24 protein-coding genes are annotated in these 20,731 nt (G+C 64.1%); 1 reads left to right on the forward strand and 23 read right to left on the reverse strand.

Going from position 1 to position 20,731, the window contains the following annotated elements; all coding sequences use genetic code 11:
• The 9 genes from dxr to rpsB all read right to left on the reverse strand — a co-directional run bounded on the left by dxr (nucleotide 1) and on the right by rpsB (nucleotide 7,541).
• A complete protein-coding gene (gene dxr, locus QP415_RS05110) occupies nucleotides 1-1,272 on the reverse strand; it encodes a 1-deoxy-D-xylulose-5-phosphate reductoisomerase (protein ID WP_285099155.1) in 1,272 nt (423 codons plus the stop codon).
• Complete coding sequence (locus tag QP415_RS05115; protein ID WP_016461058.1) at nucleotides 1,272-1,820, reverse strand: DivIVA domain-containing protein; 549 nt, start codon at nucleotides 1,818-1,820, stop codon at nucleotides 1,272-1,274. The genes dxr and QP415_RS05115 overlap by 1 nt, the downstream gene beginning before the upstream one ends.
• A 2-nt stretch (nucleotides 1,821-1,822) precedes the next feature.
• Complete coding sequence (locus tag QP415_RS05120) at nucleotides 1,823-2,236, reverse strand: DivIVA domain-containing protein (RefSeq protein ID WP_285099157.1); 414 nt, start codon at nucleotides 2,234-2,236, stop codon at nucleotides 1,823-1,825.
• Nucleotides 2,233-3,453 carry a 23S rRNA (adenine(2503)-C(2))-methyltransferase RlmN gene (rlmN, locus tag QP415_RS05125; protein WP_285099247.1) on the reverse strand — a complete coding sequence of 407 codons (1,221 nt, stop codon included), beginning with the start codon at nucleotides 3,451-3,453 and terminating at the stop codon, nucleotides 2,233-2,235. Before rlmN ends, QP415_RS05120 begins: the two co-directional genes overlap by 4 nt.
• 56 nt (nucleotides 3,454-3,509) lie before the next feature.
• Nucleotides 3,510-4,421: a phosphatidate cytidylyltransferase gene (locus QP415_RS05130; protein ID WP_285099159.1), complete on the reverse strand. Its 912-nt coding sequence runs from the start codon at nucleotides 4,419-4,421 to the stop codon at nucleotides 3,510-3,512.
• Nucleotides 4,421-4,978 (reverse strand): ribosome recycling factor, encoded by a 558-nt coding sequence (gene frr / locus QP415_RS05135; RefSeq protein WP_048676278.1) that lies wholly within the window; start codon nucleotides 4,976-4,978, stop codon nucleotides 4,421-4,423. The genes QP415_RS05130 and frr overlap by 1 nt, the downstream gene beginning before the upstream one ends.
• 38 nt (nucleotides 4,979-5,016) lie before the next feature.
• Complete coding sequence (gene pyrH, locus QP415_RS05140) at nucleotides 5,017-5,727, reverse strand: UMP kinase (protein ID WP_016461063.1); 711 nt, start codon at nucleotides 5,725-5,727, stop codon at nucleotides 5,017-5,019.
• Between the two features lie 130 nt (nucleotides 5,728-5,857).
• Entirely contained in the window at nucleotides 5,858-6,685 is an 828-nt protein-coding gene (tsf, locus tag QP415_RS05145) for a translation elongation factor Ts (RefSeq protein ID WP_016461064.1), read from the reverse strand.
• Nucleotides 6,686-6,710: 25 nt separating this feature from the next.
• Entirely contained in the window at nucleotides 6,711-7,541 is an 831-nt protein-coding gene (rpsB, locus tag QP415_RS05150; RefSeq protein WP_285099163.1) for a 30S ribosomal protein S2, read from the reverse strand.
• Between the two features lie 406 nt (nucleotides 7,542-7,947).
• On the opposite strand from rpsB, the gene QP415_RS05155 reads away from it, so the two are divergent.
• A complete protein-coding gene (locus QP415_RS05155; protein WP_285099165.1) occupies nucleotides 7,948-8,478 on the forward strand; it encodes a M23 family metallopeptidase in 531 nt (176 codons plus the stop codon).
• A gap of 58 nt (nucleotides 8,479-8,536) precedes the next feature.
• On the opposite strand, the gene QP415_RS05160 is transcribed toward QP415_RS05155, so the two are convergent.
• The 14 genes from QP415_RS05160 to ffh all read right to left on the reverse strand — a co-directional run bounded on the left by QP415_RS05160 (nucleotide 8,537) and on the right by ffh (nucleotide 20,710).
• Nucleotides 8,537-9,448, reverse strand: a complete 912-nt coding sequence (locus tag QP415_RS05160) for a tyrosine recombinase XerC (RefSeq protein WP_285099166.1) — start codon at nucleotides 9,446-9,448, stop codon at nucleotides 8,537-8,539.
• A 9-nt stretch (nucleotides 9,449-9,457) separates the two neighbouring features.
• A complete protein-coding gene (gene dprA / locus QP415_RS05165; protein WP_016461068.1) occupies nucleotides 9,458-10,618 on the reverse strand; it encodes a DNA-processing protein DprA in 1,161 nt (386 codons plus the stop codon).
• Nucleotides 10,611-12,125 (reverse strand): YifB family Mg chelatase-like AAA ATPase, encoded by a 1,515-nt coding sequence (locus tag QP415_RS05170; protein ID WP_285099167.1) that lies wholly within the window; start codon nucleotides 12,123-12,125, stop codon nucleotides 10,611-10,613. The genes dprA and QP415_RS05170 overlap by 8 nt, the downstream gene beginning before the upstream one ends.
• A 29-nt stretch (nucleotides 12,126-12,154) precedes the next feature.
• Nucleotides 12,155-12,595, reverse strand: a complete 441-nt coding sequence (locus QP415_RS05175) for a YraN family protein (RefSeq protein WP_285099249.1) — start codon at nucleotides 12,593-12,595, stop codon at nucleotides 12,155-12,157.
• Between the two features lie 131 nt (nucleotides 12,596-12,726).
• Nucleotides 12,727-13,026 carry a DUF2469 domain-containing protein gene (locus tag QP415_RS05180; protein WP_003795316.1) on the reverse strand — a complete coding sequence of 100 codons (300 nt, stop codon included), beginning with the start codon at nucleotides 13,024-13,026 and terminating at the stop codon, nucleotides 12,727-12,729.
• 54 nt (nucleotides 13,027-13,080) lie between these two features.
• Complete coding sequence (locus tag QP415_RS05185) at nucleotides 13,081-13,752, reverse strand: ribonuclease HII (protein WP_285099171.1); 672 nt, start codon at nucleotides 13,750-13,752, stop codon at nucleotides 13,081-13,083.
• Nucleotides 13,749-14,495 carry a signal peptidase I gene (lepB, locus tag QP415_RS05190; RefSeq protein WP_016461072.1) on the reverse strand — a complete coding sequence of 249 codons (747 nt, stop codon included), beginning with the start codon at nucleotides 14,493-14,495 and terminating at the stop codon, nucleotides 13,749-13,751. The genes QP415_RS05185 and lepB overlap by 4 nt, the downstream gene beginning before the upstream one ends.
• A gap of 110 nt (nucleotides 14,496-14,605) precedes the next feature.
• Nucleotides 14,606-14,962 (reverse strand): 50S ribosomal protein L19, encoded by a 357-nt coding sequence (gene rplS / locus QP415_RS05195; RefSeq protein ID WP_007588732.1) that lies wholly within the window; start codon nucleotides 14,960-14,962, stop codon nucleotides 14,606-14,608.
• 172 nt (nucleotides 14,963-15,134) lie between these two features.
• Nucleotides 15,135-16,487 (reverse strand): tRNA (guanosine(37)-N1)-methyltransferase TrmD, encoded by a 1,353-nt coding sequence (trmD, locus tag QP415_RS05200; protein ID WP_285099173.1) that lies wholly within the window; start codon nucleotides 16,485-16,487, stop codon nucleotides 15,135-15,137.
• Nucleotides 16,488-16,491: 4 nt separating this feature from the next.
• Nucleotides 16,492-17,004 (reverse strand): ribosome maturation factor RimM, encoded by a 513-nt coding sequence (gene rimM, locus QP415_RS05205; protein WP_285099174.1) that lies wholly within the window; start codon nucleotides 17,002-17,004, stop codon nucleotides 16,492-16,494.
• A gap of 89 nt (nucleotides 17,005-17,093) precedes the next feature.
• Nucleotides 17,094-17,333, reverse strand: a complete 240-nt coding sequence (locus tag QP415_RS05210) for an RNA-binding protein (RefSeq protein ID WP_003792828.1) — start codon at nucleotides 17,331-17,333, stop codon at nucleotides 17,094-17,096.
• A gap of 2 nt (nucleotides 17,334-17,335) precedes the next feature.
• Nucleotides 17,336-17,803, reverse strand: coding sequence for a 30S ribosomal protein S16 (gene rpsP, locus QP415_RS05215; RefSeq protein WP_285099177.1), 468 nt, complete (start codon nucleotides 17,801-17,803; stop codon nucleotides 17,336-17,338).
• Nucleotides 17,804-18,017: 214 nt separating this feature from the next.
• Entirely contained in the window at nucleotides 18,018-19,124 is a 1,107-nt protein-coding gene (locus tag QP415_RS05220; RefSeq protein ID WP_285099179.1) for an amidohydrolase family protein, read from the reverse strand.
• A gap of 2 nt (nucleotides 19,125-19,126) precedes the next feature.
• A complete protein-coding gene (ffh, locus tag QP415_RS05225) occupies nucleotides 19,127-20,710 on the reverse strand; it encodes a signal recognition particle protein (protein WP_285099180.1) in 1,584 nt (527 codons plus the stop codon).
• Nucleotides 20,711-20,731: the final 21 nt, after the last annotated feature.

Genomic DNA, 20,731 nt, shown 5'->3' on the forward strand with positions numbered 1-20,731 from the left:
TCACATATCCTTCCACTGGCCCGCGCGAACAAGTTCGCGTGCGCGCTGATCAGCCCAGCGCTGCGCGGCCACAATGTCATCCAACGAGGGATCAACAACGCCCGTGTGCTCATGCACGACCGCCGACACGGTGTCAACAATCGCAAGCCACGGGACCTCCCCCGCAATAAAAGCATCAACCAGCACTTCGTTGGCAGCGTTCAACACCGCGGGATGCGTCGCCGACTCTCCGACGGCAAAGCGCGCCAGGTCCACCGCCGGGAACGTCTCATTGTCCACCGGCTCAAACGTCCACTGCGAGGCCGCCGTCCACGTCAAGGGCTTCTCCACGCCCTCCAGACGCTCAGGCCAGGTCAGGCCCAGGGCAATCGGCAGACGCATATCCGGGGGCGAGGCCTGCAACGTCGTCGCACCGTCGCACCACGTCACCATCGAATGCACAATGGACTGCGGATGAACGGTCGCGATGATGTGCTCAGGCGCCACGTCGAAGAGCAGGTGCGCCTCGATCAGTTCCAGGCCCTTATTGATCAGGGTCGAGGAGTTGATCGTCACGACGGGACCCATCTGCCACGTCGGGTGCGCGAGAGCCTGCTGCGCCCTCACACCACGCAGCTGCTCGCGCGTGCGTCCACGGAACGGACCACCGGAGGCGGTGAGAACCAGGTCAGCGACCTCGGAGCGACCCGACACAACCGGAGACGTCAGGCCGCGCTCATGCACACCCGAGGCAAGTGCCTGCGCAATCGCAGAATGCTCGGAATCCACCGGGACAATCTGCCCCGGAAAACGCATCGCGTTCTTCACGAGGGCGCCGCCAACAACCAGCGACTCCTTATTCGCCAGCGCCAGGCGCGCCCCGCATTCCAACGCCGCAAGGGTCGAGGACAGACCCACGCCGCCCGTGATTCCGTTCAGCACGACGGGAACGAGGCCTGGATAGTCCTCCCCCGCCCGCTCCACCGACGCGCGAACGACATCAACCGACGCCTGCTCACCCACGAACACCTGTGGGCACTGGCCACCCAGGGCGCGCACAGCCACGACGAGTTCCTCGCGCACGTCGCGCGCAACGCCCACAAACGCGGGGGCAAGTGCAACAATCTGCTCGGCGAGCACCTCAATCGACGAGCCGCCAGCACTCACACCGACGACGTGAAACCGCCCCGGATGCGCATCAATAACCTCTCGAGCCTGCGTACCGATCGATCCCGTCGATCCCAACAGGATGACGGGAACAACGCTGCCGCTTTGCTCCGCGCTCGCCAGCATCAGTCGACCGCGAGCAGGATCTCGACAGCACGCCCGAGGTAGGCATCCACCGGTCCCTCCGCGTATGCCTTCTTACCGCGCTTCGGCCGGAAAGTCGCCGTACGGATCTCATCGGCAGTCAGCTCGCCGGCCTCGTCAAAGTAGGCTGCAAGACGATCCAGCAGGTCATCCACCTCGTCGCAGGCGTAGCCACGGCCCGAGCTCGGGTGCGAGAAACGCTCACCGCGCGGACGCTGCAAACGCGGATACAGAGTCGTCGCACGATCCGCCACGCGGTCGTACCACGCTGCCTCGCCTTCGGCGGCCACGGAATCCGCACGGTCGCGATTCACGAACGCTGCCTCCAAACGATTCATCGCCCCATCGACGGCCTCGATGTTGTAGCCGCGGCTCTTGAGTTCAAACGTCGCGAGACGAACCTGCTCCGCGCTGAACTGCTCCGGGGGGACAGCGCCCTCGTATGCACGTCGGGCATCCTCGAAGAAAGCATCGACCTGCTCACAGTCGTAGCCCTTCGAGAAGAGACCAACCCTAGGAAACTCAGTCATGACTACTCCTTCTCCTGTGTCATGGAACGAAGAATCTGATCGACAGCCTCGGGGGTACCGAAATCGGCATACTCGTCGGGCATCTCCACCGGTTCAGTATCGGGGGTGACGACAGGCTGACCGGAGTCAGACACGCCAACACCATCGACACTGTCACCGCTGCGCTGCGCACGCTTGTCATCAAGGTGGCGCAGCACCTCGATGAGCCGATCGATCTCGGTGTCGACTTCCTCCTGGTCGAAGCCTCGCAGCCTGACGGTGAACTCAACATCCGTCGCTTTCTGCGCGGTGATGACCTTCTCCGGGTCCGTCTGAGCACCCGTGATCGTGTGCTCAACGTCCGCGAGGAAGCTCACCACCTCACTCACGTCGTAGCCCATGCGCCAGAAGCTCCGCGAGAAATCTGTCCTGATCATGCGCGTCCCTGCCCAACCGGGCGCTTGCCCTCGGCGACCGCCGTCGCCAACTGGCCGCACGCACCATCAATGTCCGAACCGCGCGTATCGCGAATGGAGGTCGCAATGCCGTTGTCGCGCAGGCGCTCAACGAACGTATCCTGGGCGTGCTTCGTGGACGCCGTCCAAATCGATCCCGGTGTCGGGTTCAGGGGGATCGGGTTAACGTGAACCCAGCCATGGCCTCGTTTATTGAGTTCATCAGCCAAGAGCTGAGCACGCCATTCCTGATCGTTCATATCTTTGATCAGCGCGTACTCGATCGACACGCGTCGCCCCGTGGCCAGGAAGTAGGCGCGCGCAGCATCCAGAAGCTCACCGACCTTCCAACGCGAGTTAATCGGGATCAACTCATCGCGCAGGTCATCATCGGGAGCGTGAAGGGACACCGCGAGGGTCACGGGCATGCCCTCCCCCGCGAGCTTCTTAATCGCGGGCACGAGGCCGACCGTGGAGACCGTGATATTGCGGGCGCTCATGCCGAAACCCTCGGGGGCCGGGTCAATGAGGCGATGGAGGGCGCTGATCACCGTCTTGTAGTTCGCCAGAGGCTCACCCATACCCATAAAGACCACGTTCGACAGGTGGGTCGGCCCACCCGCCAGCTTGCCATCACGGCACGAGGCCTGGGCCTCGCGTACCTGATCGACGATCTCGGCCGTCGAGAGATTACGAGTGAGGCCCATCTGCCCCGTCGCGCAGAACGGACACGCCATACCGCAGCCCGCCTGCGACGAGACACACAGCGTCGTACGCTGCGGGTAACGCATGAGCACGGACTCGACCTGCGCACCGTCATAGAGACGCCACAGGTCCTTGATCGTGCGGCCACCGTCAGCCTCCAGCGACACGACCTTCGTCACGAGGTTCGGCAACAGGGCTTGTGACACAGCGTCGCGCATACCGGCCGGAATATCGCTCATCTTCGCGGGGTCAGCCTCAAAATGCGTGAAGTAGTGACGCGAGAGCTGATCGGCTCGAAAAGCGGGAAGCCCAAGGTCCTTCAAGACCTGCTTACGGCCAGCAGCATCCAGGTCAGCGAGGTGCGAGGGAGCCTTTCCACGGCGCTTCGCCGTGAACGACAGGACGGGCTTTGCGTCCTTGTGCGTTGCGCCCTCCGGCGGCTGATCTGTCGGCCGAACCTCACGTCGCGGGCTGCGACGAGTTGGATCCGGCAACGCCTGGGCATTCGGCGTACGGTCATGTGCCCCGCGGGGCTTCTTCGTTGCTTGGCTCAATGGGTAGACTCCCAAGAAATACCCGGCAGCGCCCACGCGAAAATAAAGTAGGCAACCGGCGCGCTCATGAGCAGCGCGTCCACTCGGTCGAGAACACCTCCGTGCCCAGGCAGGATCTGCGACATGTCTTTCAGGCCGGACTCACGCTTGATCAGAGACTCCGTGAGATCACCCATCGTCCCCACGAAGGCGATAGCGATACCTGCGATCAGGCCCCACCACCACGAGGCACCGAGCAACCACAAGCCGACCGATCCGACCGCCATAGCCGTCACAGCAGAGCCCGCGAATCCCTCCCACGACTTCTTCGGCGAGAGTGCAGGTGCCATCGGGTGTTTGCCGAACATGACGCCAGCGGCCCAGCCTCCCGTGTCGTTAGCGATGACCATGAGCTCGAAGACAACGAACACCCACGGGTTGTGCCACGCGGCGAGCATGAGCACGACAAAGGATGCCAGGAAAGGAACGTACACGGCCGCAAACGTCGAAGACACGACGTCGCTCATCCGCGATTCCTGCCGGTGATCGAGCAGACGCCACGCGGCGCACACGAACACCGTGATGTACAGGGCGAAGAGCATCCCCTCGCTACCCAGCCACCATGCGCACGTGACCATGCCGATCGCACCGACGTACAGCGGCGTGACAGTCAACGTAATCCCCATGCGGGCAAACGCACCAGCAAGTTCCCAGATGCCGACAAGGCACACGAACGCAATAACGCCCACGAATGCGGGAAGCGACGTGAAGAGTGGGACCGCGACAGCAGCAATCAATACAACCGCAGTCGTGATGGCCTGCGGAAGGTTGCGCCCAGCCTTCCCCGTCGGCCCACTCGCGGGATGATTCTCACGAGCGGGCCCCGGGGAAAAGATGCGGGCGAGAAACGAACGATCAGTTGACGCCATCAGATCGTCAGCAGTTCGCTTTCCTTCGCGGCAAGCATCTTATCGATCTGCTCGGTGTGGGCCTTCGTCGCGCCGTCCAGCGACTTTTCCGCGCGCTCAACGTCGTCCTCGGACGCCTCTCCGTCCTTCTTCAGGCGGTCGAGCTGATCCTTGGCCTTACGACGCACACCGCGGACAGATACGCGGCCGTCCTCGGCCTTGCTCTTTGCCTGCTTGACGTACTCCTTACGGCGTTCCTCCGTCAGGGCGGGCAGGACCACGCGCACGACATTGCCATCGTCCGTCGGGTTGACGCCGAGGTCGGACTCGCGCAGCGTACGGATGATTTCCTGCGTCGCGGTGCGATCGAAGGGAGAAATCAGAACCGTACGAGCCTCGGGGATCTGGAAGCTGGCAAGCTGCTGCATCGGCGTGGGGGCGCCGTAGTAGTCAACCAGGAGCTGTTCGAACATCGAGGACGTCGCACGTCCGGTGCGAATGTTCGCAAACTCGTGGCTAGCCGCTTCCACGGCCTTGTCCATCTTTTCCTCGGCTTCGAGGAGAATATCGTCGATCACTATGTGCTCCATTCAGTCAGTGGTCTGTGAAGGTTATATCACGCCGTCACTAGCGTACCGATTTCATCGCCCATCAGCGCGCGGGTCACGGCACCATCCTCACCCATGCCGAAGATGCGCGTCGTCAGCCCATTTTCGCGGCACAGAGCCAACGCCGAACCGTCGATCACCTTCAGATCACGACGCAGAGCCTCGGAATACGTCAGCGTGTCGAAGCGGTGGGCATCGGGGTTCTTGTTCGGATCGTCGTCGTAAACCCCGTCCACACCGTTCTTGGCAACGAGGAGTTCGTCGCAGTGAATCTCCAGGGCGCGCTGCGCGGAAACGGTATCCGTCGAGAAGTACGGCAGGCCCGCACCAGCACCGAAGACAACCACACGCCCCTTTTCCAGGTGACGAATCGCTCGCAGCGGAAGGTACGGCTCAGCCACCTGAGCCATCGTGATCGCCGTCTGCACGCGAGCCGGAATACCCGACTGGTCAATGAAGTCCTGAAGGGCCAGGGCGTTCATCACCGTGCCGAGCATACCCATGTAGTCAGCGCGCGAACGCTCAAGACCCTCGCGCGCCAGCTGCGCGCCGCGGAAGAAGTTACCGCCGCCGACGACGATCGCAACCTGCACGCCCTCGCGCACGGCCGTCGCGACCTGCTCAGCGATGTTACGAACGACCTTCGGATCCAAGCCGATCGATCCACCTCCGAACGCCTCTCCAGACAGCTTGAGCAAAACGCGGCGGTTCGTCGACATGACGCTTCTCCTTTATGACGGCCCTGAGAGGGCGGAACGCTTAGGAACAATACTACCTGGTAAAAGGAAAGCGGCCCCGCCGTTGGGCGGGACCGCTCTCTTTTGTCAGCAAGCTGACGACGTCACCAGATCAGGCACCCACGTGCACGCGCACGAAGTTGGTGACCTTGGCGCCGGCCTCCTTGAGGACCTGACCGACGGACTTCGAGGGGTCACGCGCGAAGGCCTGGTCGACGAGGCAGTTGTCCTTGAAGAATGCGTTCAGGCGGCCCTCAACGATCTTGGGAACGATGTTGGCGGGCTTGCCTTCCTCGAGCGTGATCTTCTCGAGGGTGGCGCGCTCCTTGTCGAGCACGTCGGCCGGAACCGAATCGCGATCGAGGTATGCGGGCATGTAGGCGGCGACGTGCATCGCGATGTCGTGGGCAACGGACTTGCCAGCGGCATCGGTGACGACGAAGACGCCAACCTGCGGGGGCAGGTCGGGGTTGGTCTGGTGCAGGTAGAGGTCGACATTCTCGCCCTCAACGCGCACGATGCGGCCAACCTGAAGCTTCTCGCCAATGATCGCAGCGAAAGCATCCAGACGGTCCTTGACGGTGCCCTCACCCATGGGGGCGGCGAGCAGCGCGTCGAGGTCGGCGGCGCCGGAAGCAACGGCGGCAGCCAGAACCTCGTTGGAGAAGTCAATGAACTTCTGGTTCTTGGCGACGAAGTCGGTCTCGGAGTTAACCTCGACCAGCACGCCGACGGTGCCGTCGGTCTGTGCGGCCAGCAGGCCGGCGGAGGCCTGACGGCCCTCGCGCTTGGACAGGGACTTCAGGCCCTTCAGGCGGATGATCTCGAGAGCCTTCTCGGCGTCGCCGTCGGCCTCGGTCAGAGCCTTCTTGACATCCATCATGCCGGCGCCGGTCTGCTCACGCAGCGCCTTCACATCTGCAGCGGTGAAATTCGCCATCGGATGATTCCTCTCAGTAAAAAGTTCAGTCCTGCTTGGTGGCCGACTCTTCGGCGACCTCAGCGGCGGCAGCTTCGTCAGCCTTGACCTCGCCCTCGAGGAGCTCGCGCTCCCACTCGGCCAGCGGCTCGGCGGTGGTCTCGTCGCCCTTGCCCTTGCGGACGTCGGAGCGGGCGATGAGGCCCTCGGCGACGGCGTCGGCGATCACGCGGGTCAGCAGGGACACGGCGCGGATGGCGTCGTCGTTGCCGGGGATGCGGTAGTCGACCTCGTCCGGATCAGCGTTGGTGTCGAGGATGGCGACGATCGGGATGTGCAGCTTGCGAGCCTCGGAGACCGCCAGGTGCTCCTTCTTGGGATCGACGATCCACACGGCCGAGGGAACCTTGGTCATGTCGCGGATGCCGCCGAGCGTGCGCGAGAGCTTGTCCTTCTCGCGACGCATCATGAGCAGTTCCTTCTTGGTGTGACCGGAAGCGGCCACGTCGTCGAAGTCGATCTGCTCGAGTTCCTTCAGACGCTGCAGACGGGTGGCAACGGTCGAGAAGTTGGTGAGCATGCCGCCGAGCCAACGGTGGTTCACGTAGGGCATGCCGACGCGCTGGGCCTGCTCGGCCACGGCTTCCTGGGCCTGCTTCTTGGTGCCGACGAAGAGCAGGGTGCCGCCGTGGGCGACGGTCTGCTTCACGAAGTCGAAGGCGATGTCGATGTCAGCAATGGTCTGCTGCAGGTCGATGATGTAGATGCCGTTGCGCTCGGTGAGGATGAAGCGCTTCATCTTCGGGTTCCAACGGCGAGTCTGGTGACCGAAGTGGACACCGGACTCGAGGAGCTGACGCATGGTAACGATCGCCATGGTTCGTCCTTTCCCCGCAAATCGCGAGTGATCAGTGGGGTTTCCCCCGGGTTATCGGTTTGCTGTGCGCTGGGCGCACCCTGGTGCCATGACCGGCGACCATCCCCGAAGGGACCGAAGCCGCCACGCCTCGCTCCCCTGGCGGTTTCCCGTGGGTCGCGATAATGGCACGCGAAGTCACCTGCACATGGCAAGTGCCCGGCTATCTTACCTCACAACAGCGTCAATGTCCGACGCCAAGCGGATGAGACGTTGCCTACTGGTTTCCCCCCGACGAGGCCGGGGCTCCCACCCGGGGACACGTGTCGACCGCTCGTTATCCACAGGCGCATGTCCGTGGCCTTTTTTATCCACAGGGGTCTCGAAACAGCTAGACGGGAAGGCCTGTATCTCCGACGCTGTTGTCATGGATTTACAGAGGTCGTCGCGCGTCCGTGTCGCCGCAGCATCACTCATCGTCACTATCGCTGTCGCCCTGTTTGCCGCAGATGCGCTGCCCGCAAGCGCAACGCCACACGACGAGCGGTGGCAGTGGCCCACGGGCGAGCCGGTGCCCATCGTCGAAGGATTCGCACCGCCTGCCCATGATTGGCTGTCCGGGCGTCGAGGCGTGACGTTAGAGTATCCGGTCGGCTTGCCGGTCTACGCCTGCGCACCGGGGACAGTGACCGTGGCAGGTCCCGTTGCAGGGCGTGGAGTCATTTCGATTCGCCACAACGTGCGCGGCCGCGATATCTGGTCGACCTACCTCCCCGTCACTCCCGCGGTCGCTGTCGGCGACCACGTTGAGAAAGGTGACGTCATCGGCACCGTCGAGGCAGACTCGCACACATTGCACTGGGGTGCGAAAACCGGGCGGCGCACGTACATCGACCCAATCCGCCTGACAATCGGGCGCCCGCGTCTGCTCCCGTGGGACAAGGCATCGGCGCAGTAAGCCCCATAGGCGCTCCATCTGTGCATTGGGGCCGCACGTTGAGGGTGAGCTCCGATCCTTACGCTCGCGGGTGCGCGCGCTGGTAGATCGCGCTGAGACGAGCGGTATCCACGTGGGTATAGCGCTGGGTCGTCGACAGCGACGAATGCCCGAGCATCTCCTGGACGGCGCGCAGATCAGCCCCGCCCTGCAGGAGGTGAGTCGCCGTCGAGTGCCTCAGCCCGTGGGGCGCGATGTCGTGGACGCCGGCGCCTGCAGCCATCTTGTGCACCATTGAACGCACGACACGCGGATCGATGCGACCCCCTTTGTCTCCCAGGAATAGGGCGTGGCCGCTCCCCTCTCTCACCAGCTGCGGGCGGCCTCGGACGAGCCAGTGATCGAGGGCTTGCGCCGCCGGCGGCCCATACGGAACCACGCGCTCCTTATTTCCTTTACCGACGACGCGTACGGTGAGTGCCTCACAGTTCAGCGAAGACACGTCGAGGGCACAGACCTCGGAGACTCGCAGGCCACACGCATACGTTAGTTCGAGGATTGCCCAGTTGCGTAACTGCGACGCCCCACCCCTCATGGCCTCGTCGCGAGCGGTATTGAGGAGCACCCGCGCGTCCGATTCGTCGAGCGGGGAAGGCAGGCGCTGATCGGCACGCGGTGACGACAGCAGGGCAGCCGGATCACTGGGCAGAATCCCTTCCCGCAACGCCCACGCAGTAAAGTTGCGGACCGCTGCGGTGTGGCGCGCAATCGTCGATCGCGCACCCCCCGCCGCAAGCGTCTGAGCGAGCCAGGAGCGAATAGCGCGCGCAGTCAGTGTCTCGCGCAGACTCTCAGGCGAGACGTCCTCCTCGAGAGCCAGAAATTCCATCAGCGAGCGCAGGTCGGCACGGTAGGCGGCAATCGTGTGGGGACTCATCCGTCGTCCGAGGCGTAGATACTCTTCCCAGCGCTCCCCCACCGTGCGTGTCATGGAGCTATCCTACGATGCGCCTGCACTGACTCGCGCCCAGCCACGCGTCGACCCCGACACGAGGCCCGCAACAGACAGATCCATGAGGGCACGATTAACCTCCGCTCGTGACAGGCCAGCCGCAACGCAGATTGCCTCCACCGACGACGGTGCGCGTCTGGGCAGCGCTTCCCACACTCGGCGCTGAATCGGTTCCAGGGCAGCGATGCCCCGGTCTTCTTCGATCGGCATTCCGAAAAGAGGTTCCGTCCCCTGCGCACTGACGGGACGCACAAGCTCAAGGGCATCACGACCATCGCGAATAATCGTGGCACCGTTACGTGCCAGTTCCAGACAGCCAACGGACATCGGGGCATCCACCGCTCCGGGTACCGCGCCGAGTTCCCGGCCGTATTCCATCGCACGACGCGCCGTCGCGAGAGCACCCGAACGCGCTCCGGCCTCGACGACGACGGTCGCCGCGCTCCACGCCGCGATCAGCCTGTTGCGTGTCAGGAAACGCCACTTCGCGGGCCTCGCGGTCGGAGGGACCTCGGAGATAAGGGCGCCGCCGCCCTCAATGACGGCGCGAAAGTCACTCCCGTGAGCGGCCGGGTACGGGTTGGACACTCCCCCTGCAAGCACGCAGATCGTGCCACCATGCGCGGACAGAGCTCCACGGTGGGCCTCGATATCGATCCCAATCGCGCCGCCGGAGACAACGGTTACTCCAGCAGAGGCCACGTATGCCGCCATGTTGCGGGCGCATCGGTTACCTGCACCCGTGGAGGCACGTGCGCCCACGATGGACAGGTAGTCTCCCATACGAGGGGCCGCGGGCAGGCTCCCCAGGTACCACAAGCCCATCGGTTCCTCCTCACCCAGACAGACGAGTTGCTCCGGCCAGCGCGGATCGGTGGGGATGAGGAATCCACCGCCTCCTCGAGCCACGCGTGCAAGCTCGACATCGATATCGACGGACAGAGCGCGCTCGCGCCACCTACTCCACTGCGTCAACCAGTCAATGTTCGGGTACCCACGCAGAGCTTCCGGCACGCCAACCCACTGTTTCTGAAGCCACTCACGGGCTGCGCCGTCACCCAACGCTCGGCGGACCGTGCGGGCAGCGGGGTCGGCCGGCTCGGCAACAGCCGACCACCAGGCGGCCTCCCATCGTTTAGTCTCATTCATAGTGATCTGCTCCATTTCGCAGCTGCTGCGCTGCAACGATGTGGTCAAAAGTGGGGCGCGGAGCCCCCTCGAGATCGGCGAGCGTCCACGCCAGACGCAACATCCGGTCCACCCCACGCATCGAGGAGTGCCCCGATTCAACGAGCCGATCAAGTTCATTGATGAGCGGTGTCTCGATGCCTGAGTGGTGGCGCAGCCACGACCCGGGAAGCTGTACATTGAGCGTCCACGGCGTGCCCGCAAGCCTCCGTCGTGTCCTCGCGCGCGCCTCGATGACACGCTGGCGAATCGTGTCGGAAGTCTGGACTATCGTTGCCGACATGTCCGCGCGGCTCGGTGTGTGCACGTCGATGCGTATGTCCATCCGATCGAGCAGCGGGCCGGATAAACGCGCCAGATACCGCCTCCTGTTGATGGATGAGCACGTGCAGCGCCGTCCGCCGCTTCCCCCGCCGCACGGGCACGGATTCGATGCCATCACCAGCTGGAACGAGGCGGGATAACGGGCTTGCACCCCCGATCGATGCAGGTGCACCGCACCGGATTCCAGCGGCTCACGGAGCGAGTCGAGCACGGAGGGGGCAAACTCAGCAGCCTCGTCGAGAAAGAGAATCCCACCGTGCGCGAGGGACGCGGCCCCAGGAACAAGCATGCGGGTGCCGCCGCCAATGAGCGCGGGCATCGTCACGGAGTGGTGCGGCGCCTGGAATGGTGGGCGCTTCATGAGAGACATGCCAGAGGGCAGTAAACCCGCGACGGAATGCAACGAGGTCGTGACAAGCGCGGTGTCGGCATCCAGGTCCGGCAGAATAGTCGGCAGGCGCGAGGCGAGCATCGTCTTACCCGCTCCAGGCTCACCCAGAAGAAACACGTGATGCCCACCGGCGGCCGCAACCTCCATCGCCGCGATTGCCTCCGGCTGCCCGCGAACGTCCGCCATGTCGAGCGCCAACGGATCGACGACATCCGCAGCCTCACGGCATATCCCCAGCCTCCCGTGGAATGGCGCCTTGACGGCATCGCCCCCGGCCCACGCGATGAGGTCGGCGAAGTGCCCAAAATCAAGCACCTCGATGCCGCTGACTAAACGAGCCTCCTGGGCACACGCTGTCGGCACGATCACCCGCCGCACTCCCAAAGACCGCGCGGCCAGCACAGCCGGCAAGACGCCTCGTACCGGCTGGATACTGCCGTCAAGGGCAAGTTCGCCCACGATGACCGCATCCTCAAACGCGGCGGGTGACACGAGACCGGTGGCCAAGGCCACTGATGCGGCAATCGACAGGTCGAAGGCGGATCCGGACTTCGGAATACCAGCCGGAGAAAGGTTGACGGTAATTCTCTGGTCCAGCACGTCCAATCCGCACGACTCGAAAGCAGCGCGCACACGGTCTCGCGCCTCACGCACCGAGGTATCGAGCAACCCCACGAGCGTAAACGCCACAAGCCCCACGCCCGCATAGGTCTCCACGTCGACGAGGTGCCCGTCGATGCCGACGACACTCATCGAATAGGTGCGAGCAAGCCCCGGCCCCTTCATTGCACACCCCTCAACCACGTCACCTGCGCGCCCAGTGCACGAAGGTCCACGGCCTCGTCCATGGCAGCGGGCCAGGAGCGAAGCGCCCGTGCATCCACCGTGATCGCAACGACGTCGATGCGCAAGCGAGAGGACAAAGGACCATGAGCGCGACACCACGCCCCCGTCAGCGTACGGAGCCTGGCTACCTTGCGAGGATCGACCGACGCGAGCGCGCTCCCCCGCCTGCGCCCAACCCTCGTACGCACCTCCACCACCACGGTCCACGAACACGACGAATCAGTATCATCGCGTGCAATGATGTCGAGCTCTCCCCGGCGACCGTCCCGCCAGTTTGATTCGAGAATCCGCAGTCCTTTCTCTTGCAGCAGGAGACGGGCGGTATATTCACCCGCTGCACCCAGCACCCGACGATCGGGCCGAACGTTGCATCCCATCACGGATCACCTCCACGCCCACAGTGCTCCCAACCGCACGGATCCAACAACGCGAAAACCGCCCCCTGTGGATAGGGGGCGGCTCGCAAAAAGGCCTGTGGATAACCTCGCGGGGCTATCGCGGCGTCAGCTCAGGGAATATCAAGTTCAGGCTTAGACAGTTCCTCGACGTTCACGTCCTTGTAGGTGATGACGCGCACCGAGCGCACGAAACGAGACGAACGGTAGATGTCCCACACCCACGCATCGCTCAGCGTCAGTTCGAAGAAGACGTCACCGCCGACCGGGCGGGCCTGCACATCAACGTGATTGCACAGGTAGAAACGCCTCTCGGTCTCCACAACGTACTTGAACAACCCAATGACGTCGCGGTACTCCTTAAAGAGTTCCAGCTCCAGATTGTTTTCGTAACCTTCGATCTCTTCGCTCACGACCCCATCATGCCGGGCCAGGCCCCAAGCACCGCGGTGCCACCCCGGCGCGCCCTACTTTGTGGCCTGCGTCGGCATCTTCCATGAGCAGCGGTGATGATCCGAGACACCGAGGCGCGCGATAGCGCGTGCATGCGCTGCAGATCCGTAGCCCTTGTTCGAGGCCCACCCGTATCCCGGGTCATCGAGCCCCTGCATGAGGTGATCACGTGCAACTTTCGCAAGAACGGACGCGGCGGCCACAACCGCGCAGGAAGCGTCGGCCTTCACCTGCATGTGCACGGGAAGTTCACGCCCGAAAGGATCCTCGGGGCCATCGATTGCTCCGAAGAGGTCATCCGGAGCGGAGAGCCAATTGTGGGAACCGTCCAAGAGAACACCGCCGGGGACGAGGCCCCCCTCGGCTACTTCCGCAAGCGCACGGCGTCCGGCGAGGCGCAGAGCCGCGATGATGCCCCACTGATCAATCTCCTGCGCGGACGCGTAGCCGACGGATGACGCGAGCACCCACGAGCGCACGGGATCGACGAGGGCCTCGCGCCTACGCGGAGTGAGTGCCTTGGAATCTGTGAGTCCCTCGGGAACGGGTGGCGCATCGACGCCGATCAGCGCAACACCAACGGCGACGGGACCAGCGAGAGCTCCGCGCCCCACCTCGTCCATGCCAGCGACGACACCCCACCGCCTGGCCAGGGAGACCTCCAGCTCACGCGACGCTGTGGTCATGATGCGGAGGGGACGGAGGCAAAGACCTCGTGATGCGCGATGTCGGTCGTCCATCGCGACGTCGGCCAGATAACGGCCTGGACGGTGCCCACGACCGAGGACACAGGCACGTAGGGTGACTGCCCCGTCCCCATGTGATAACGAGAATCTGCAGAGTTAGAACGATTGTCGCCCATCACCCACAGGTGCCCTTCGGGAACGACGACGTCGAAGGTGCGTTCACCACAGGGCACCTGGCCCTCTGGAACGTAGGTTTCATCCAGTTCAACCCCGTTGACGCTGACCTTGCCGGTCGCGCTCGTACACGTCACGTGGTCTCCCCCGACGCCAATCACACGCTTGACGAGAGTCTGTTCACCGCCACCGGGGACAAACCCGGTGAACTCACCAAGCCGACGCAGAACAGAAGGTGCCGTCGTCTCCGACGTGCCGAGCCAACCAAGAGTGTCGTCAAAAACGACGACGTCGCCACGGCGAACGTTCGATGTCAACGCGTCGATACGCGAGACAGCGATCCGATCATCCTCAACGAGCGTGTTATGCATCGACGGTGACGGAATCCAGAAGACCTGCACGATGAAGGCGCGCAGGAGCGACGAAATCACAAGCGCAACGACAATGATCACGAGAATCTCACGCAGCCACACGAGCGGGTTGCGCCGCGCGCGGGCTTCCGCACGGTCACGATCTCGGAGCGAAGGCGCATGCAACGGTCCGAGAGTCGGGCCTGCAGTCGGGGTCATGCAATCTCCTTGTCGTTACGTCAACCATCCCAGGATACGGCGAGGCCCGACACCGGCGCGCGGTGTCGGGCCTTTCCGTGAAAAATGCCAAGGCTTGAGCCCGGCCGACCTCACTCGGCCTTGCCGGAACGGTGTTCCTTGATCTTCGCGGCCTTGCCGTGACGCTCACGCAGGTAGTAGAGCTTAGCGCGACGCACGTCGCCCTTGGTGACGACCTCGATGTGGTCGATCGTGGGGGCGTGAACCGGGAAGGTACGCTCGACGCCCACACCGAAGGAAACCTTACGGATGGTGAACGTGGAGGACACACCGTGACCGCGACGAGCAATCACGACGCCCTGGAAGACCTGGATACGAGAGCGGTTGCCTTCGATAACCTTGACGTGCACCTTGAGGGTGTCGCCAGCTCGGAACGAGGGGATGTCATCGCGCAGCGATGCCGCATCAACGGCGTCCAGCTTCTGCATTTCTTCTCCTTGACGCATCTGCCGCAGGTCGGAAGCGCCTGGTTGGGCGGGTCTTGCCCGCTCATCTGACGTGTGATCGTGCGCCACGGTGTCCCCCTGCGGCAGGATGAACCGCGCACAATCCCGGCTATTATCCCACAACCCCGAATACATCTGCCAGTGCGCCGCCGCATTATGCGGTGAGATCACGCACCATGACGACGTCGTAGTTGCGCACGCCTCCCACCTCAAACGTACGGCTCGAGCGTTTGCGGAAGCCGTGGCGCTTGTAGAAGTTCTGCGCTTTCTTATTGCTGCGATTAGTACCCAGGACGACGGCCGCGTGACCGGCCTCGCCTGCGTCGGCGACGGCTCGTTCAATCAGCGCATCGGCGATACCGCTCCCCCGCCACTCCTCGTCCACGTAGCACTTGGACAGGTAGGCACTGCCTTCCTCGACGCGCCCGGGGCGCACAAGATCACCGGGCAGCGCGTGGGCACCAACGTGTGTCAGCACATAACCGACGAGCGCGCCCTCGACCTCGGCGACAAAAAGCCGATGCTCCTCAGGAGAGGAGAGGACAGCCTCAAAGACAGTCGGCGACAGCTGCGTCGCGATGTGTTCCTCGATCGCCTCAGCCGGGAGGGAAGAAGGGCACACATCCGGGAAGGTACGCGCAGCAAGCTCGCTGACAGCGGCGGCATCGTCGGGCTGTGCGAGCCGCACCTGAAGGCGATATGCCGTTCCGTCACGGGTGTAGGCGACGCCGCAAGAAGCGAGTGCCGCACGATCCTCGGCCGTCAGCGAGGAGGCATCCAACGACAGCGCGAGATCGGGACGAACCCGCGTCGTCTTCTCAATCGCGCGGTCGCGCCGCCAGCGCTCAATGGCCGCATGGTTGCCACCGAGAAGGACATCGGGAATCTCAAGGGCGCGAAACTCCCGCGGCTTCGTATACACGGGATACTCGAGCAACCCAGCACCGGAGTGCGACTCTTCCACCAGAGAATCCGGGTTCCCCATGAAGCCATCGAGCAGACGAGCAACCGCCTCCGTCAACACCATCGCCGCAACCTCACCGCCGTTGAGGACGTAGTCGCCGATGGAAAACTCGACAACCTCAACCCCCGCGCCTCGGTAATGCTCGGCGACGCGTGCGTCGATCCCCTCGTAGCGTCCGCAGGCGACGATGATCTGGTCGGCGTGCGCAAGGTCCTCCACGCGGGCCTGCGTCAACGGCGTTCCTGAAGGCGTCGGGATAGCGAGGACACGGCGGAACGAGGCCGGGGCACCTTCCCCACAAGGCTCCGGAAGCGGGACGGAGAGTACCTCGTCCAAGGCACGGGCCCACACGTCCGCGCGCATCACCATGCCGGCGCCACCACCGTACGGCGTATCGTCAACGCTGCGATGCTTGCCGGTCGCCCAGTCGCGAAGGTCATGCGCGTGAAGGTCCACAAGGCCCGTCTGTTCCGCCTTGCCCATCAGGGACAGACGCAGGGGCGCGAAGTAGTCGGGGAAGATAGAGATCAGATCGAAACGCACGAGCTTAGAGACCCTCGCGCTCCGAGACAGCATCGTCGTCAAACAAGCCCGGAGGCGCATCGATGACGACAATACCTCCCTCGACGTCGACGGTCGGGACCAGCGCCGTCACGAAAGGCACCATAACTGTGCCATGATCGGTGGCCACGAGGAGCAGATCCTGAGCGGCACCGGGCGTCAACCCACTGACGGTACCGAGCGGATCACCTGACGGAGTGCGCGCCTGGAGCCCCTTGAGTTCGTGCGGATACCAGGCATCCTCCTCCGGATGTGCATCGACGAGCAGGCGCGCTCCACGCAGGGCCTCGGCCTCCTCACGGGAATTGCATTCCTCAAACGAGGCAAGCACACGCTCCTTGTGGACGCGAACGCTCCTCACCGTGAGGTGGCGCTTCTCCCCCGCAATATCCAGCCGGGAACCGGGTGCCAGGACCTCGGGGTCATCACTGCGCACGTCCACGATAACCTCTCCACGCAGGCCATGGGCGGGGCCGACGATAGCGGCGGTGAGCTGCATATGTTCTCCTCACGATGAACGGGGACTCCCCCGAAGGATACAACGAAGGGGCCCGGCAGTGCCGGACCCCTTCGCGACGTGTGCGAGTCTTACTCGCGATCCGTGTCGACGACGTCAACGCGGACAGTGCCACGCGTGGACAGCGCACCCATGACGGTGCGCAGGGCGCGAGCCGTCCGACCGCCGCGTCCGATGACGCGACCCAGATCCTCGGGGTTCACGCGAACCTCAAGAAGCTGACCGCGTCGCATGGAACGAGGCGTCACCTCGACATCTTCGGGGTGGTCAACGATGCCGCTGACCAGGTGCTCCAACGCGTCGGCGAGCATGCTCAGGCATCCTCTCCGGCGGCCTCTTCGGAAGCCTGCTCGCCAGCCTCAGCCTCAGTAGCGGCTGCGGCAGCGGCGGCCTCTTCCTCGGCCTTCTTGGCGGAAGCAGCGGCCTTGGACTTCTCGGCAGCAGCCTCGGCGTCCTTGATGGCCTGCTCGGCCTGGGCGGCCTTGTCGTTCTCGGAAACCTGCACGCGGGAAACCGCGTCGGCCTTGCCGTTGAACTTGGCGATGTCACCGGTCAGGACCAGCAGGTTGCGGACCTGGTCGGAGGGCTGAGCGCCAACACCGAGCCAGTACTGGGCGCGCTCAGAGTCGATGCGGATGATCGACGGGTTGGGCTGAGGATCGTAGTAGCCGACCTCTTCGATGACGCGGCCGTCACGCTTCTTGCGCGAATCGACAACGACAACACGGTACTGGGCAGCGTGGATCTTACCCACGCGCTTCAGGCGAATTCGAACTGCCACTTGAGTGGTCTCTCCATTTCAGATTGGTGTGGACCTTTGCGTCCCAAGGTGGGAAACACAGGGGTCGCATTGGACCGGGACACGACGGCACGCAGTGAGAGGGTCTACGAACCGCCGGGTACAGCTAGCGATTATGCCATATTTCGCACCGATATCCCAAGCCGGGGACGTGCGCGGCGTCGCATGAGTCGGTTAATTCCATCACGCCTACCGCTCAGGCGGAGGTTCGCTCCCACGCAGTGCTTCCTCCCAGCGTGACGCGAGAGGGCCTCGACAACGCGAGGGGATCGATCCTCGGGTCCTCATTCAGGAAGAGAAAATCGGCGGGGCCGCCCTCGACGAGGCCGGGGTATCCCAGATAGCGCTGGCTCACCCATGTGGCCGCATCGATAGTGAACTGAGCGGGCGCTCCCCACTGAAGCCACAGCGCAAGTTCGCCGGCGATTGTTCCGTGATCCTGGTAGCCGCCCGAATCCGTGCCCATGAGCAACAGGACTCCCGCGTCCACGAGCATCTCGAAGTGCTCGCGGCGCGTCTCGTACATGCCCCGCATCGTCGCGGCGTAGACGGGATACTTCTCCCCCGCCTGCGCGGCAAAGTCTTGGAAGAGCTCTACCTGTCGGAGGGTGGGCGTCACCGCGATGCCGCGCGTGGCAATCTCGCTGGCTTGATCCGCATCGATTCCGCTTCCGTGCTCGATGTCGTCGACCCCGGCCTCAATGAGCGAATCGATGACGCGATGAGAAAACGCGTGCACCGCGATCCTCGCCCCGGCCTCGTGCACGGCGCAGACCGCGTCGCTCAGGACCGCGGGATCCCACAGGGGCATGAGGTCCGAGTCGGTTCCGGCGCTGCGATCGATCCAGTCGCCGACGATCTTTACCCACCCGTCTGAGGTAGATGCCATCGACGCGAGGACGTCGGGAAGCTCGCTCTGGTCCTCAACATCGAGCGGCAGATCGCGCATATAGCGTTTGGGGCGCGCGACGTGGCGACCACAGCGGATCAGGTGCAGGCCGGTGGCACGAGCCGCGGGCGAGTTATCGAGCGGTACGCCGCAATCACGCACGAGCGTGACGCCGCTCGCAAGCGTTGCTCGGGCTTGCTCCACCATCTCGGATTCGGACACCGAACCCGTTGCCGAGTATCCGATATGACAGTGAGTATCTACCATGCCGGGGACGATAAAACCGACCGAGGGCGCGGTTTCCTCGTCGCTCACACGGCGAATCACCCCGCCATCGACACGCCACGTACCCCTCGCCCACTGCGGGCGCTCGGACTCAGTCTCCGCCCACAGGGCGAGCCCGGAGAACTCCATGCTCAGAGCTGGCCGAGCATCCGCTTGACGTCATCCGGCAGATCGTCGATCGTCGGACGCGGAGCGGGAGCCTCCTGCGCAACGCCGAAGGACGAGCCCTTGGGAGCGCTACGCTCCGACGGCGGCAGCATGGCCTCAAGCTCCTGCTGGCGACGCTTCGCGGGATTACCAGAACGCGCGCTCTTCTTCATGCGTGCACGCTGAGCCTGCGCCTTACGAGCGTTAGCCTTCTGCTTGGCCTTGCCGCCGCGTCCGGGAAGCGCGCCCATGCCGGGCACGCCGGCGCCCATCTGACCCATCTGCGCCATCATCTCGCGCGCGGCCTCGAAGCGCTGCACGAGCTGATTGACCTCGGTGACGGTCGTGCCAGAACCGCGGGCGATACGCGCGCGACGCGACCCGTTGAGGATCGAGACATCCTCACGCTCGGCGGGGGTCATCGAGCGGACGATGGCCTCAACACGATCCACCTCGCGCTCGTCGAAGTTTTCGATCTGCTCGCGCATCTGCGCGGCACCCGGGATCATGCCGAGCATCTTCTTCATCGAGCCCAGCTTCTTGATCTGCTGCAGCTGGCTCAGGAAGTCGGCGAGGGTCAGCTGGCCGGCCATCGCCTTGGCCGCGACCTTCTCCGCCTCCTCGGCGTCCATCTTCTTTTCGGCCTGCTCGATGAGGGTGAGAATGTCACCCATGTCGAGGATGCGTCCCGCCATACGGTCGGCGTGGAAGCGCTCGAAGTCGTCGAGCCCCTCACCCGTGGACGCAAAGAGGATCGGCGCGCCCGTCACGCCACGCACGGACAGCGCGGCGCCACCGCGCGCGTCGCCATCCAGCTTCGACAGGACAACGCCCGTAAAGCCGACGCCGTCACGGAAAGCGGTGGAGGTGGAGACCGCGTCCTGACCGACCATGGCGTCGAGGACGAACATGATCTCGTGAGGATTCACAGCATCGCGGATCGCGATCGCCTGGTCCATCATCTCCTGGTCAACGCCGAGGCGACCGGCCGTATCGACGATGACCACGTTGATGCCACTCTGGCGCGCGAACTCGACGCCGCTTCGCGCGACCTCGACGGGGTCACCGACACCGTTGCCGGGTTCGGGTGCCCACACCTTGACGCCGGCGCGCTCGCCAACAACCTGCAGCTGCTGGACGGCGTTGGGACGCTGGAGGTCGGAGGCGACGAGGAGGACCGTCTTACCTTCCTCGCGCAGCCACTTGCCGAGCTTGCCCGCCAGTGTGGTCTTACCGGCACCCTGGAGACCCGCGAGCATAAAGACCGTGGGACCAGACTCGGCGAAGGTCAGCTCACGCGTCGCACCACCGAGGATCTCGACGAGTTCCTCGTGAACGATGGAGACGACCTGCTGGCCGGGGTTGAGAGCCTTGGAGCGGGCCGCGCCGTAGGCCTTTTCACGGACCTGTGTGGTGAACTGACGAACGACGGGGAGCGCGACGTCGGCGTCGATCAGGGCGCGCCGAATGTCGGAAATCGCGTGATCAACGTCCGACTCGGTCAGGACGCCGCGGCTGCGCAGGCTGCGGAAGGACTGGGTCAGGCGATCTGACAGGTTTCCAAACACGTGTTTACTCCCAAGATGGCG

This window comes from Pauljensenia sp. UMB3104, from assembly GCF_030217285.1.
Taxonomy (GTDB): domain Bacteria; phylum Actinomycetota; class Actinomycetes; order Actinomycetales; family Actinomycetaceae; genus Pauljensenia.

Bases quoted from the DNA above. Each gene is read 5' to 3' on its own strand.
- dxr (WP_285099155.1), bottom strand. From the start codon at position 1,272: ATGCTGGCGAGCGCGGAGCAAAGCGGCAGCGTTGTTCCCGTCATCCTG.
- QP415_RS05115 (WP_016461058.1), bottom strand. From the start codon at position 1,820: ATGACTGAGTTTCCTAGGGTTGGTCTCTTCTCGAAGGGCTACGACTGT.
- QP415_RS05120 (WP_285099157.1), bottom strand. From the start codon at position 2,236: ATGATCAGGACAGATTTCTCGCGGAGCTTCTGGCGCATGGGCTACGAC.
- QP415_RS05130 (WP_285099159.1), bottom strand. From the start codon at position 4,421: ATGGCGTCAACTGATCGTTCGTTTCTCGCCCGCATCTTTTCCCCGGGG.
- pyrH (WP_016461063.1), bottom strand. From the start codon at position 5,727: ATGTCGACGAACCGCCGCGTTTTGCTCAAGCTGTCTGGAGAGGCGTTC.
- tsf (WP_016461064.1), bottom strand. From the start codon at position 6,685: ATGGCGAATTTCACCGCTGCAGATGTGAAGGCGCTGCGTGAGCAGACC.
- rpsB (WP_285099163.1), bottom strand. From the start codon at position 7,541: ATGGCGATCGTTACCATGCGTCAGCTCCTCGAGTCCGGTGTCCACTTC.
- QP415_RS05155 (WP_285099165.1), top strand. From the start codon at position 7,948: ATGGATTTACAGAGGTCGTCGCGCGTCCGTGTCGCCGCAGCATCACTC.
- QP415_RS05160 (WP_285099166.1), bottom strand. From the start codon at position 9,448: ATGACACGCACGGTGGGGGAGCGCTGGGAAGAGTATCTACGCCTCGGA.
- dprA (WP_016461068.1), bottom strand. From the start codon at position 10,618: ATGAATGAGACTAAACGATGGGAGGCCGCCTGGTGGTCGGCTGTTGCC.
- QP415_RS05170 (WP_285099167.1), bottom strand. From the start codon at position 12,125: ATGAGTGTCGTCGGCATCGACGGGCACCTCGTCGACGTGGAGACCTAT.
- QP415_RS05175 (WP_285099249.1), bottom strand. From the start codon at position 12,595: ATGGGATGCAACGTTCGGCCCGATCGTCGGGTGCTGGGTGCAGCGGGT.
- QP415_RS05185 (WP_285099171.1), bottom strand. From the start codon at position 13,752: ATGACCACAGCGTCGCGTGAGCTGGAGGTCTCCCTGGCCAGGCGGTGG.
- lepB (WP_016461072.1), bottom strand. From the start codon at position 14,495: ATGACCCCGACTGCAGGCCCGACTCTCGGACCGTTGCATGCGCCTTCG.
- rplS (WP_007588732.1), bottom strand. From the start codon at position 14,962: ATGCAGAAGCTGGACGCCGTTGATGCGGCATCGCTGCGCGATGACATC.
- rimM (WP_285099174.1), bottom strand. From the start codon at position 17,004: ATGCAGCTCACCGCCGCTATCGTCGGCCCCGCCCATGGCCTGCGTGGA.
- QP415_RS05210 (WP_003792828.1), bottom strand. From the start codon at position 17,333: ATGCTCGCCGACGCGTTGGAGCACCTGGTCAGCGGCATCGTTGACCAC.
- QP415_RS05220 (WP_285099179.1), bottom strand. From the start codon at position 19,124: ATGGAGTTCTCCGGGCTCGCCCTGTGGGCGGAGACTGAGTCCGAGCGC.